Origin of the sequence: Furfurilactobacillus siliginis, from assembly GCF_001437435.1 — a bacterium.
Lineage (GTDB): Bacteria > Bacillota > Bacilli > Lactobacillales > Lactobacillaceae > Furfurilactobacillus > Furfurilactobacillus siliginis.
The window spans coordinates 16,416-30,239 of the sequence record NZ_JQCB01000012.1 but is presented as its reverse complement, the minus strand read 5'-3'; the positions used below and the strand labels follow the sequence as shown (position 1 = coordinate 30,239).

Annotated in this window: 12 protein-coding genes; 11 read left to right on the top strand and 1 reads right to left on the bottom strand. The window is 43.9% G+C overall.

Features of this window, described 5'->3' with window-relative positions; genetic code table 11:
• Positions 1-306: 306 nt before the first annotated feature.
• Genes fucP through IV55_RS08070 form a run of 4 tightly spaced genes read left to right on the top strand, consistent with a single transcriptional unit; the run spans position 307 to position 5,187 of the window.
• Positions 307-1,638: an L-fucose:H+ symporter permease gene (fucP, locus tag IV55_RS08085; RefSeq protein ID WP_057811130.1), complete on the top strand. Its 1,332-nt coding sequence runs from the start codon at positions 307-309 to the stop codon at positions 1,636-1,638.
• Between the two features lie 34 nt (positions 1,639-1,672).
• On the top strand, positions 1,673-2,689 hold the full coding sequence (locus IV55_RS08080; RefSeq protein ID WP_057811128.1) for a DUF4432 family protein: 1,017 nt from the start codon (positions 1,673-1,675) through the stop codon (positions 2,687-2,689).
• 24 nt (positions 2,690-2,713) lie between these two features.
• Positions 2,714-4,222, top strand: coding sequence for an FGGY-family carbohydrate kinase (locus IV55_RS08075; protein WP_057811126.1), 1,509 nt, complete (start codon positions 2,714-2,716; stop codon positions 4,220-4,222).
• A gap of 50 nt (positions 4,223-4,272) precedes the next feature.
• The gene (locus IV55_RS08070) at positions 4,273-5,187 is read left to right on the top strand and encodes a sugar-binding transcriptional regulator (RefSeq protein WP_057811124.1); all 915 of its coding nucleotides are present in this window, start codon (positions 4,273-4,275) and stop codon (positions 5,185-5,187) included.
• Between the two features lie 253 nt (positions 5,188-5,440).
• Here the strand turns inward: IV55_RS08070 and IV55_RS08065 are convergent, their stop codons facing one another.
• Positions 5,441-6,052: a peptide deformylase gene (locus IV55_RS08065; protein ID WP_057811123.1), complete on the bottom strand. Its 612-nt coding sequence runs from the start codon at positions 6,050-6,052 to the stop codon at positions 5,441-5,443.
• A 505-nt stretch (positions 6,053-6,557) separates the two neighbouring features.
• Between IV55_RS08065 and pdhA the strand changes: the two genes are divergently transcribed.
• The 7 genes from pdhA (at position 6,558) to IV55_RS08030 (ending at position 13,745) form a co-directional block, all read left to right on the top strand.
• Complete coding sequence (gene pdhA / locus IV55_RS08060) at positions 6,558-7,676, top strand: pyruvate dehydrogenase (acetyl-transferring) E1 component subunit alpha (RefSeq protein WP_057811122.1); 1,119 nt, start codon at positions 6,558-6,560, stop codon at positions 7,674-7,676.
• Positions 7,677-7,678: 2 nt separating this feature from the next.
• Positions 7,679-8,656: an alpha-ketoacid dehydrogenase subunit beta gene (locus IV55_RS08055; protein WP_057811121.1), complete on the top strand. Its 978-nt coding sequence runs from the start codon at positions 7,679-7,681 to the stop codon at positions 8,654-8,656.
• 52 nt (positions 8,657-8,708) lie between these two features.
• A complete protein-coding gene (locus IV55_RS08050) occupies positions 8,709-10,046 on the top strand; it encodes a 2-oxo acid dehydrogenase subunit E2 (RefSeq protein WP_057811120.1) in 1,338 nt (445 codons plus the stop codon).
• A 7-nt stretch (positions 10,047-10,053) separates the two neighbouring features.
• On the top strand, positions 10,054-11,481 hold the full coding sequence (lpdA, locus tag IV55_RS08045; protein WP_057811118.1) for a dihydrolipoyl dehydrogenase: 1,428 nt from the start codon (positions 10,054-10,056) through the stop codon (positions 11,479-11,481).
• Between the two features lie 253 nt (positions 11,482-11,734).
• Positions 11,735-12,691 carry a Rossmann-fold NAD(P)-binding domain-containing protein gene (locus IV55_RS08040; RefSeq protein ID WP_057811117.1) on the top strand — a complete coding sequence of 319 codons (957 nt, stop codon included), beginning with the start codon at positions 11,735-11,737 and terminating at the stop codon, positions 12,689-12,691.
• The gene (locus IV55_RS08035) at positions 12,669-12,959 is read left to right on the top strand and encodes a UPF0223 family protein (protein ID WP_057811114.1); all 291 of its coding nucleotides are present in this window, start codon (positions 12,669-12,671) and stop codon (positions 12,957-12,959) included. The genes IV55_RS08040 and IV55_RS08035 overlap by 23 nt, the downstream gene beginning before the upstream one ends.
• A gap of 6 nt (positions 12,960-12,965) precedes the next feature.
• On the top strand, positions 12,966-13,745 hold the full coding sequence (locus IV55_RS08030; RefSeq protein WP_057811111.1) for an inositol monophosphatase family protein: 780 nt from the start codon (positions 12,966-12,968) through the stop codon (positions 13,743-13,745).
• The last annotated feature ends 79 nt before the right edge of the window (positions 13,746-13,824 follow it).

Sequence of the window (13,824 nt, the reverse complement as noted above, 5' to 3'; positions counted from 1 at the left end):
TCAACCCGGTAGGTGGTTGGTAGTCTGCACAGTAACTTGACTTATTTCTCGCGTTTGCGAGATACGAGTCGGGAAGTTACGAGCAAGACCAGCTTTATGCTGTGAGCTAAATGGATAAACACAATGAAGTGTGCCAAGACAAAAGCATTTTGTCTTAGCGCACTTTTTACTTTGTCAAAAAATGAGTTGTGATTTCACATCTGAACATAAGTGCGTTTTTATATTGGACATACGTTCATTAAGGTGCTATATTATCTTTTGTAAGCGGTAACACAAAACATTTTATATTTTGAAAGGATCAAAATAATGGACAAAAAAGGACGATTTGCAGGCTTCATTCCATTCAGGGGAAAGGAGCTAGATAGTGGATATATTGATAAGACACCCGTACTTCAGTTCGTTTTGGTTTCACTATTGTTTCCAATGTGGGGCGCAGCAGCCAGCTTAAACGACATTTTAATCACGCAATTTAAAACGATTTTCAATTTGAGTAACTTTGCCTCAGCATATGTTCAAAGTGCTTTCTTCCTCGGGTACTTTATCATGGCGATTCCAGCTTCTTATTTAATTAAGCGAACATCTTATAAGTTAACAATCATTGTTGGACTGATGTTGTACTTAACTGGTAGTGTGCTATTTTTCCCAGCATCAGCCGCCGCGACATACGGCTTCTTTCTGTTTGCACTCTTTGTGTTAGCGACAGGATTGAGTCTAATTGAAACGTCAGCGGACACGTATTCTGCGCTGTTAGGACCTGAAGATAAACGAACGCTACGACTAAATATCTCACAAACATTTTTACCAATCGGTTCTATTGCCGGTATTTTGCTAGGGAAGTACTTGATTTTTACAAACGGAGACAATTTAGCAGACCAGCTAAAGGGATTAACTGGTCAAGAAAAGATTGCCTTTGGTGAACGTGCTTTACAAAAAACGTTGCTGCCTTACCGTTATATGATTATGGCCTTGCTAGCAATGATCATCATCTTTCTAATTGTTCAATTTCCAAAGAGTAAAGCTAAGAAAGATGAAGTTGTACCAACAGAAAATCTTGGACAGACTGTTTTGAGTTTATTGAAGAATCGTGATTTTCGTTTTGGATTATTCACGCAATTTATGTACGTTGGGTTACAAGTTGCCGTTTGGTCATTTACGATTCGGCTTGCATTGACTTTGGATACAAGCATGAACGAACGAACCGCTTCCAACTTTGTTATCTATAGTTACATCGCATTCTTCTTGGGTCGGCTTTTGGCTGATTACTTGATGCGTTTCCTGCCACATTTGAAGGTTCTTTTCTGGTACGCCGTTGTTGGAATTTTTGCAATTGCATACATGCTGATTGATCGTAGCTTTACTGGTGTTTACGTTGCCATTCTAGTTTCAGGATTGATGGGACCATGTTTTGCAACAATCTATACAGAGACACTTGGGTTTATTAAAAATCCACAACAGACCGAAACTGCAGGTGCCATGATTGTCATGATGGTTATTGGTGGGGCATTCTGGCCATTAGCACAAGGTTGGTTGGCCGATGTGACCGGTTCAATGTCAATTTCATTTGCTGTTCATTTATTAACCTTTGGTGCAATCGCGATTTTTGCACGTCACTATTTAAAACATCCATTCACCAAATAGGCGAGCTGGCTGTGGATAGAGGAGCTAATTTAGTATGTTAGGACTACAGCTGTATAAAGATTCTTTTAATGAAGCAAAACGATTATTTTTTGAAAATGATAGCTTTAAAATTTATACCTTTAAGTATCAATCCGGTGTTTTAGGATTGCGTGTTGAAAATACACGGGGCTACTTCAATATTCTACCGTTTGAAGGGTTGATCATTTGGGATGCTGTGATTGATGGCATTGACTTAAAAATGAAGAACACGTTCAAACAACCCTATGCAGGGGACGAAATTGTTGACTCGTACGGACCATTTCAGTTTCATTCAGGGTTGCTGGCTAGTGGTAATCCAGGACCGGATGACGATCATAAAGCGCATGGTGAATTTCCGTTATCACAGATGGATCGTTCAGCAATTCAAGTCGCTGATGATAAGATCACGATTCGCAGTCAGGTAGAGTATGTAAAGGGATTTGGTGATCACTATTTGGCAACGCCTGCGCTGACCATTTTTAAAGATAGTGGGTTGTTTGATATTGAGATGACGGTAAAGAACCTTTCTCAGAACCAGGAAATGCCATTACAGTATTTAACCCACATCAATTATAAATTTGTCGAAGGTGCGAAAATAACGCAAAACATTCCAGACGAAGCCTTTCATTTGCGAACCAGTGTACCGGATCATATTCACCCAACCCAATCATGGCTGGACTTCACCAAGAACCTAGCGGATACCGGAAAGTTGATCAATGAATTAGATGATGTTGCGCATTTTGATCCAGAGATTGTTTATTTTGGTGATGAACTGGATAAATACACGCAGCAAGCGGTCTTTCATATGCAAATTGATAATCAGCATTCAGTCAAAGTTGCCTTTGACACGACTGAATTTCCTGATGTGACGAGATGGCTGATGAACAACCCAGATTTGCAGGTGGCTGCATTTGCTTTGCCAGCTACTAGCCGCACTGAAGGCCGCACAGCTGCACGTGAAGCAGGAACATTAATTATGCTTGCACCACAAGAAGAACGTCACTTTAAGGTTACAACCGGTTTGGAAGATTAAGAATAAAGCTTTTGGGAGGCTGAAATGGCTAAGTATATCTTGGGAATTGATATTGGTACATCAGGAACGAAAGCCATGCTGTTGACGACAGATGGGCAAGTGGTTGCGCAAAAAAAGGATAATTATTCATTTGTTACGCCGCATCCTGGGTGGGCAGAAGCGAATGCTGATGATTGGTTAAACGCTGTTACATCAGTGATTAGAACCTTGGCAGCCCATGTGGCTGACGAAGATATTGTCGCGATTGGTATCGACGGTTTATATGGCGGCTCTGGGATTCCAGTTGATAAAGATGGCGCCGCATTAGGACCAGCGTTGATTTGGATGGATCGTCGTGCACTAAAGGAAACAGAGCGTGTTAAACGCTTGGTTAGTGACGCTGAGTTAATGCAGACAACTGCTAACTTAGCCGATCCATATTATGGTTACACAAAGGTAATGTGGTTGAAGGAAAATAAACCAGATCTATATAAGCAAACTGTTCAGTTTTTACCACCAGAGTCATATGTAATTGAGCAATTGACCGGGAAAACGAGCATTAATTACTCTGCCGCAGGTAATTTAGCTGGCGTGTTTGATATTAATAAGGATGAATGGTCAACGGAACTTGCAACTAAATTAGGGTTAGACATCGATAAATTGCCAAGTGATTTTGTTGAAAGTACAGAAGTTGCTGGTGAAATTACGGAAGAATGGGCCAGTCGTTTGGGATTGAAGGCTGGCACGCCTATGTTCAATACTGGTGTTGACGTTGGTCCAGCAACAGTTGGAACCGGTATTTTGGAACCTGGTAAAGTGACCGTTGCGCTTGGAACATCAATGAATGCGGCCTTAGTAACAAAGCAGCCATTGCGCGATAACGGGTTAATCATTTGGCCTTATGCATACAAACCAAAGGACTATTACTATAACTTTGCCGGTGCTAATACTGCTGGCGCCATTGTTGCTTGGTTCGTTAAAGAGTTTGCCGATGAATTTGATGAAGACGATGGTCCAAAAGAATTAGATGATCGGAGTTCAAACTTACCGGTTGGAAGTAACGGTCTGTTAGTGTTGCCTTACTTTATGGGTGAGCGTAGTCCACTGTGGGATTCATATGTTCGCGGAACAATCTTAGGGGTCTCACTAAAAACAACTAAGTATGAATTATATAATGCCTTTCAAGAGGCGATTTCATACTCTGTTCGGCAAAGTATCGAACAATTTGGTACAGAAATCGGCGAGTCAATTACACTGGTTGGCGGGATCAGTCAATCAAAGAAAATGGTGCAAATGATTGCTGATGTCACTGGTAAAACGGTGCTAACGACTAAATCTGGTGGTGAAGCCAACCTCGGTAGTGCCATTTTAGCGGGGATTGGTATTAAAGCGATTGATCCAAGTGACGTTTCAAATTGGATTAAGATCGATGAACGAATTGCACCAGACATGACAAAACATGAACGATATAATGAGTATTTCACTATGTATAAGCAAGCGTATAATAGTGTTAAAGGGTTTTACCAAGATTTCTCGACTATTCAGCATGACTAAATAGTCTGAGGGGAGTGAGCAAAATCGTCAGCACTACACGACGCGAGCAAATGCTGCGAGTTGCACGTTTGTATTACATTGATGGTGTCGAACAAAATCGGATTGCCGAGCGAGAAGGAATTTCTCGTCCGACCGTTTCCCGGCTATTAACCATGGCTCGAGACAAGGGACTAGTCTCGATTACGGTCAATGATGATCTTCGTGACGCGCAACTATTGGCTGATCAACTAGAAGAGCAATATGTGGGTGTACAATTCACGGTCGTTTCAACTGCACAAAATCGGCACGATGAAAAAGTTGCCAAAATTTCTACCGCAACTGCAAACTATTTGAATCAGGTTGTAAAAAGCGGTGACATAATCGGTTTGGGATGGGGTAAAGAACTCTATGAAACTGCACAACATCTCAGTCAAAAGCGCGTGCGTGACGTTGAAGTGTTGTCATTGACCGGTGTTTTCACGTACCCCAAGTATCGGACCTATGTGGCCGAAACAGCTGGCTTGTTTGCTGATGCCTATCAAACGGCGCCACAAATGCTGCCACTCCCAATTGTTTTTGATGATGTAAAAAATAAGAAGGTTGTTGAAAAAGAACACTTACTGCAATACTTGCAAAAGCTGTCACGTGTTTCAAATGTTGCTATTTTTACGATTAACACGGTGGCTGAGAGTCCTTTTTTACAAGAGATGAATTATTTTACGGACGCTGAAAAAAAGCAGGTAACAGCAAAAGCCAAGGGCGATATTCTGTCTCACTTTATTGATGAAAATGGGGATGTTGTTGATGCTGATCTTGATGCAAGAACGGTATCGATTCCCTTGAGTAACCTTAAGTTTAAGGAACACGCCATTGCAATTGTTGATAAACCTGAAAAGGTGTCTGTCCTAGCGATTGCGTTAAAAGCTGGGTATGTTAATGAAGTATTTATTGATCAGCAGAGTGCGCAGGTTTTGCTGGATATATAATAAAGTGGCTAAAAAGAAGAGAGCGAGAAATAAGTCGGGAAAGTTACGAGCAAGACATAGAACGACCGTACGGGTTGGGCTTCAACCCGGTATCACTCGTAGTCTGCACAGCGATTTGGCTTTTGACCGACGTTTTCACTATTTAAGTTTGTAAATCAAAAGGAGCGTTTGGGACAATAACTTGTGTCCCAAACGCTCCTTTTATGTTTTCATGCCGATACGTGCTAAAAAGACAGCACGCACGCTTTTTTAGTTAGCCAATCAGCAACATACCATCTGACGTTGAGAAAGGTTCTTTCTTATTAATATGGTCGTAAAATAACACACCGTGCAAATGATCGATTTCATGTTGGCACACAATGGCTGGGTAATTCTTCAAGCGCACTTTGTGTTCGTTGCCATCGACATCTTGGTAGCGGAGGGTGATACGGTCGGCGCGAGGTACGTAGCCGGGACGATCAACGTCAACGGATAGGCAACCTTCACCTTCGGACAGGGCACCACGTTGAACAGAAGAACTAACGATCACTGGATTAATGATGACATCTTTGAATAACGGGTTGTCTTGTGCTTCCTGGGCAGCCTTTAAAATTGCATCGTGGTCGTTTGGATCTTCTGGTTCGACTGGTGAGGGTACCAAAACTGAAGCCATTTGTAATGAAACGCCAACTTGTGGGGCAGCCAAACCAACACCTGCACGTAAGCCGTATTCTTCAGCTAAGTCAGGATTCTGACTAACTTCCAGATATTCCATCATCTTTTTAGCAAGTTCTTTGTTTTCGTCACTCAATGGGAAAGTAACCTTTTCAGCATATTCTCTTAGTACGGGGTTTCCATCCCGCGTAATGTCATCCATTAATATCACGTTTATGTGTCCTCCTTGAATCAAATCACGTCTAAAGACTAGTGTATCATATCATTTCACGATATGGGATACGGAGTCGTTGGTGGCGAAATGAAACAAAATGCATAATCATTATCGTGAAAACGCAAACAAATAATAAAAATATCAATAAAATTTCAAGAATTTACACGTGTTTAAACCCATGCATGTGAAATTAGAAAAAACGATGAAAATGAATCTGTAAGTTACAAAAGCTGTCCCATAGCGAATCACGTCTGGACGTATGCTTTAATTTGAACTGCTATACAGTTATTCCAGGTTTTGTTCAGAAACTTTCACAAACTAGTGGGGCAAAATGGCACCTTTGTGAACGAATTAACAACGATAAAAACCCTTGCAAAGCGATTCTGCAAAGCGGTACAATTGTCGGTGAAAGATGAAAGCGCATACATTTGCTTACATGAGTTGTTAGACAGTGGGCGGATGGAAGCTGTCATCGGAAGAAAAGGAAAGGAATGTGTGCATTATGGCAAACAACGATTCATCTAAGCCAATTGTAGATTTCGCTGCGATCAAAGGTAATTTAGGTAGCGAATACAAAATGGTGCAAGTTCTAGACGGTTCTGCCAAAGTTGTTAATCAAGAGGTCTTCGATAGTTTCAGCGATGACCAATTGGTAGATTTCATGAAGAAGATGGTTTGGGAACGTGCATTGCACGAACAAACTATGAGCTTTTCACGTCAAGGTCGGTTGGGGTTCTACGCACCAACTGCCGGTGAAGAAGCTAGTGAAATGGGGAGTGTTTCAGCATTTGAACCACAAGACTTCCTATTCCCAGCTTACCGTGACTTACCACAATTGATTCAACATGGTGGCTCTGTCGAAAAGGGTTACCTCTGGTCACGTGGTCATGTTCAAGGAAACATCTACGACGAAAAGTATCGTGCATGGATGCCACAAATCATTATCGGTGCGCAATACGTTGAAGCTGCCGGTGCTGCCTTAGGAATTAAGAAGAACGGTGAAAAGAACGTTGCCTTTGTTTACACCGGTGATGGTGGGACTTCGCAAGGGGACACTTATGAAGGACTTAACTTCGCAGGTGCCTTCCAAGCACCATTGGTTGCCTTCGTTCAAAACAACGGCTTTGCCATTTCAGTTCCTCGTGAAAAGCAAACTGCTGCTAAGACATTGGCACAAAAGGCTGTTGCAGCCGGTATTCCATCAGTTCAAGTTGATGGGATGGACGTTTTGGCTGTTTACTCAGTTGCCAAAGCTGCTCGTGAATATGCTGCTGCTGGTAACGGTCCAGTCTTGATTGAAACCTTAACTTACCGTTTCGGTGCCCACAGTTCAGCTGGTGACGATCCTTCTCGTTACCGTACTAAGGAAGAAGAAAAACCTTGGCACGATCTTGATCCATTGATTCGGATGCGCAAAGTATTGGTTGATAAAGGCTTATGGTCTGACCAACAAGAATCTGAATACGTTGACCAATGCAAGGCAGACTTCAAGGCTGAATTGAAGAAGGCCGACAACGAACCTAAGCAAACTAATATTGAAGAATTAACAAATACGTTCGAAGTACCAACTCCGAACATCAAGGCACAAATTGCCGAATTTCAAGCAAAGGAGTCGAAGTAATCATGGCTACGAAAACTTATATTCAAGCGATTACTGACGGACTTGATCAGGTCTTAAGTGACGATGACAAGACGTTAATCTTCGGTGAAGATGTCGGTAAAAACGGTGGTGTTTTCCGTACCACTCAGGGGTTACAGGACAAGTACGGTGAAGACCGTGTGTTCGATACACCACTGGCTGAATCAGGAATTCTTGGTTTAGCAATGGGACTAGCTGCAACTGGCTGGCGCCCACTTCCAGAAATTCAGTTTATGGGTTTCACGTTTGAAGCCATCGACTCCATTGCTGGTCAAATGGCACGTACTCGGTTCCGCTTCGGTGGTACTAAGAACATGCCAATCACAATCCGGACACCATTTGGTGGTGGGACGCATACCGCTGAAATGCACTCCGATAACTTGGAAAACTTCTTCACAGGCGTTCCCGGACTTCGTGTTGTCACTGCTTCAAACCCATATGATGCCAAAGGATTGACCATTGCGGCCGTTGAAAACAATGACCCTGTTCTGATTATGGAAAACTTGAAGCTGTACCGTTCCATGAAGGCTGAAGTTCCTGACGACAAGTACACGGTTGCCTTAGACACTGCCAAAGTTGTCCGCGAAGGAACTGACATTACGGTTGTTGCTTACAGTGCTGAAGTTAATGAAGCATTGAAGGTTGCTGACAAGTTAGCTAAGGAAAACATTTCTGTTGAAGTGATCGACTTAGTTTCACTTTCACCAATCGACACGGAAACAATCTTCAAATCAATCGAGAAGACGCACCATGTTGTTGTGGTTCAAGAAGCACAACGGATGGCTGGGGTCGGCGCAACGGTTGTTTCTGACATCGCTGAAAACCGGATCATGTCACTTGATGCACCAATCGGTCGGGTTGCCGCACCAGACAGCGTTTACCCATTTGCATTAGCAGAAGATGACTGGATTCCAGATGCTGAAGATATTGAAGCTAAGGTTCGTGACATCTTAACTTACTAATTGCAGATGATTGTGGGGTAAGCCCACAAATTCGATGAAAGGAAGATATTCCATGTCCTACAAATTCAAATTACCAGAACTTGGTGAAGGAATGGCCGAAGGTGAAATTGCTGCCTGGGACGTTAAGGAAGGCGACAAGATTGAGGAAGATGCTACATTAGTTGAAATCCAAAATGATAAGTCCGTCTCCGAATTACCATCACCAGTTGCTGGAACCGTAAAAAAGATTTATATGCAAGCAGGTGAAACTGCAAAAATTGGGGATGTCTTAGTTGAAATCGATGATGGTTCAGCTGACACACCTGATGATGCTGCACCAGCCGCTGAAGCAGCGCCTGCACCAGAAGCACCAGCTGCTACGCCAGCTCCCGAAGCTGCACCAGCACCTGTTGCTGCCGCAGCGCCTGCTGCACCAGCCGCTAATGCCAATCCTGTTTTGAGCAATCCAAACAAGTTAGTATTAGCAATGCCATCAGTTCGTCAATACGCGCGTGACAATGGTGTTGACATTACTGTTGTTGCACCTAGTGGTAAACATGGCCAAGTCTTAAAGACTGACGTTGATGCTGCTAAGGGTGGCGCTGCCGCAGTAGCTGCCGGCGCACCTGCCGCAGCAGCAACTACTGCTGCTCCAGTTGCTGACAGTGCTGCTGCACCAATCAAACCATTTGTTTCTGCAACACCTGACCTTGAAACGCGTGAACCAATGTCAATGACGCGTAAGGCAATTGCTAAGGCAATGGTTACCTCAAAGCACACGGCACCACACGTAACATCATTTGATGACGTTGATGTAACTGCTTTGATGGCAAACCGTAAGAAGTACAAGCAGGCTGCCGCAGATCGTGACATCCACTTGACCTTCTTACCATACATTGCCAAAGCATTGGTCGCTGTTTTGAAGGACTTCCCAACACTGAACGCCTCAATTGACGACAGTACGCAGGAAATTGTTTACAAACACTACTACAACATTGGAATTGCAACTGACACTGATCACGGTCTCTACGTACCAAACGTTAAGAACGCTGATTCTAAAGGTATGTTCGCAATTGCCAAGGAAATTACTGAAAACACCACTAAGGCACAGGAAAACAAACTTTCCGCTGCCGAAATGAGCGGTGGTTCGATCACAATTAGTAACGTTGGTTCTATCGGTGGTGGCTGGTTTACACCAGTTATCAACTACCCTGAAGTCGCAATCTTGGGTGTTGGTAAAATTGCTAAAGAACCAATCGTCAACGAAGATGGTGAAATCGTCGTTGGTAACATGTTGAAGCTGTCCTTGAGTTACGACCACCGTTTGATCGATGGTGCAACTGCACAACGTGCTTTGAACGAATTGAAGCAATTGTTGCACGACCCAGACATGCTTTTAATGGAGGGATGATTGAATAATGGCTGATGTAGAACAAAAGGAAACCGTGATTATCGGTGCGGGCCCTGGTGGGTACGTTGCCGCCATTCGGGCCGCAGAATTAGGTCAACAAGTTACTGTTGTGGAACAATCAGAAACGCTGGGCGGTGTTTGTTTAAACGTCGGCTGTGTGCCTTCTAAGGCACTGATTCAAGCTGGTCACCGTTTACAAGAAGCCAAGGGTGCTGAACTTTACGGGATTACTAGCAGCGATGCTAAAATCGACTTTGCCAAGACTCAGGACTGGAAACAAAAACAAGTCGTTGATCGGATGACGAGTGGTGTTGCCATGTTACTGAAGAAGCACAAGGTTGAAGTAATCCGTGGGGAAGCAACTATGGACAGTGACACACAGTTACGTGTCATTGCACCAGGTCCTAAGCAATTCATGAGCCGTGACACAGGTCGGACTTTGGCCTTCAAAGACTTGATCATTGCATCAGGTTCACGTCCCGTTGAAATTCCTAACTTTAAGTTTGAAGGACGTGTCATTGATTCAACTGGTGGCTTAAACTTGCCACAAATTCCTAAGGAACTAGTTGTTATCGGTGGTGGTTACGTCGGAACTGAACTGGCTGGCGCATATGCTAACCTTGGCTCACACGTAACGATCCTTGAAGGCACACCATCCATTTTGCCTAACTTTGAAGCAGACATGGTGGCCGTTGTCTTGAAGAACTTGAAAGCTAAAAATGTCGATGTCATCACTAAAGCGATGGCAAAGAAGTCTGAACAAGATGACAGTTCTGTCACTGTTACCTACGAAGTTGACGGTGAAGCTAAGACAATCAAAGCTGACTACTGTATGGTCACCGTTGGTCGTAAGCCAAACACCGACAACCTTGGTTTGGAATTCACTGACATTAAGCTCGACAAGCGTGGCTTTGTTGAAGTTGACGACCAAGGTCGCACAGCTTCACCACACATCTTCGCTATCGGCGACATCGTGAACAACGGACCTGCTTTGGCCCACAAAGCCTTCTTCAATGGGAAGGTTGCTGCCGGCGCCATTGCTGGACATCACACAGCTAATGACTACGTGAGCGTTCCTGCCGTTTGTTTCGCTGATCCTGAGTTAGCCTCAGTTGGTTACACACAGGCTGAAGCTAAGGATGCTGGTTTGGAAGTTAAGGCTGCCAAATTCCCATTTGCTGGGAATGCACGGGCCGTTTCCATGGACGAAGCTGATGGATTTGTTCGCTTAGTTACGACCAAAGACGACAACACCATTGTTGGTGCTCAAGTTGTTGGTCCAGATGCAAGTGACTTAATTGCTGAATTGAGTTTGGCAGTTAACGCCCACATGAACGCTGAGGATGTTGCCTTAACGATTCATCCACATCCAACATTGAGCGAACCCATTGCAGAAGCAGCTGACATTGCGATTGGTTTCCCAACCCACATCTAAATGTGGTAATGCACACATCATTACAGTTAAGAAGAAGCCGGCAACGGCTTCTTCTTTTTTGTGCTTTTGATCGTTGTTACGTTAATTGATAAAAGCAAACATGATGAATGTATATGCCAATTTTGATTCAAACGGGTGGTTTGCTTGCTATTCAGCGAAGCTCATGTAAAATTATCTATAAATACTAACTAATGATTACGCGTGACCAATACTTACGGGCACCATTTTTTAGACAGAGGAGATGGGTTCATTAATGAGACCAAATGTTGTTCTTTATGGAACCAGCCGTTTCAATCAGACGTTATTAACGAATTTACTGACAAATGATTTACCCATGTCACTAGCCATCATGGATTCAGCAGCAGGGGACGAACAAATTTATGAACCTGCATTGGTTGCCGCTCGTGGTTGTGTCAATTTAAGTATTAGCATGGCGCAGATGACAGATTTGGTCACAGCCGATGCACTGATTATTGGCGACGTTGCGGTGCCTGATCCAGGGGCAGAAGAAGATGAAGTATTGGCTGCTAACATTCCACCAATGCGTGGACTCATTCGTGAGGCAATGGCCCAGGGCTTTTCTGGTAAAATTGTGGTGGCCAGCCAGTATGATGACATCTTGACGTACTTTGCTCAAAAATATTCTGGTATTGGCGTGAATAACTGTATCGGGATTGGAACGTTAGCACATACAACGTTATTGCGAAACACGTTGGCGCATACATTTAATGTGCCACAGACGAGCCTACAAGCCTACGTCATTGGTGTGGCAAGAGATCACTTGGTTGCCTGGAGTCGGTCAACGGTTGGACCAGCGCCAATTTTAGCGTTGATGGCAAACGAGGACGTCGATTTTGATGCCAGCCAACTGGGTGAAATTGAGCAGAGCTTAAATGCTGCGACGGTTTCAACCAACGACATTTTGCGGGCGAAGGCCGTTACGCGAGTATTACGAGCCTTGTTCTATGATCGTCCGATGGTTGGTGTCGTGACAAATCTGCTGGTTAGCGATGAAGAACGTGTTTTACCGCTTAGTACGCCAGTTCGTTTAAATGGTGCGGGTGTGTCTAAGCTAGTGGCTGTCACCTATACCGAGTTAGAACAACGGCAGTTAGATGAAATTACGGAACGTGAGCGCGAAATTATTGTTGCAATTGAAAATGGTGGATTAGAGGCGGACCAAGACGATGAAGACGAACCAGAACATTGATTTCCCTTTAGATGCAGATTGGACGACGACTGAAATCGTGACGGTCAGCAAGTTGTATGATCTAGTGTTAGCTGCAAATGAGACAACTGTCGACCGAGATCAGTTATTGACAGCCTACGCTGCATTTAAAAAGGTTGTGTCTAGTAAAGGTGAAGAACGTCAACTAGATCGGCAATTACAACAGCAAGCAGACGTCAGTATTTACAAGACGCTCAAGCAGGCCCAAGCCAGTACCAAGAAACGTTTTTCAATGGCAACGGGGAGGTAAGCAACCGTGGAACAAGTGGAATTTGATCATTGGGATGCGTTAGTCAGTCAGTGGATTGATGAAGCAAAAACAAATATCTGTCGGCATTTTCACGAACCATTAGAGGTTGAACAAAAATCAGGTCGTCGCGATTTAGTAACGCAAGTAGATAAGCAAAATGAGCAACGCTTCGTGGCACACATTCGTGAGGCAGATCCGACTGCTCGAATTTTGGGTGAAGAAGGACTTGGGGATGATGTACACGACACTGATGGTCGTCTGTGGATTATTGACCCGTTAGATGGCACCATGAATTTTGTGAAGCAGCACGCGGATTTTGCCATCATGCTGTCACTTTACATTGACGGTGTTGGTGAAGCTGCTTGGCTATGCGATGTGATCGGCAATAAGTTGTTCCATGGTGGTCGCACACTGGGCGTGAAAATTAATGATCAACCGTTACAAGCACCGGCTGATTTGCCATTAGAAGATGGCTTAGCTGGTTTATCTGGACCACTGGTCTCACATGATGTGGATCATATGCAAGCCATTGCGCAGGCGAGTCTGGGGATGCGCGTTTTAGGTAGCGCTGGGATTGCATTTACAAAAGTTTTATTGGGGCAGCAAGTTTGCTACATTTCCTATTTAAGACCGTGGGATTTTGCAACTGGTCGTGTTTTGGCCGAAGAACTAGGCCTCGTTGTTTCAACTATTGACGGTAAGGCGCCGGCTGTGCTATCATATGGCGTTGTATCAGTAGCTACGAAACAAGCGCAGCAAGCAATTGTTGCCATGCAAACCATGTGATGTCGAACTGTGACAGGCACTCTCGTCACAGTTTTTTTACGGCCTTACACGCTATTGACTAAATAAATGAGAACTAATC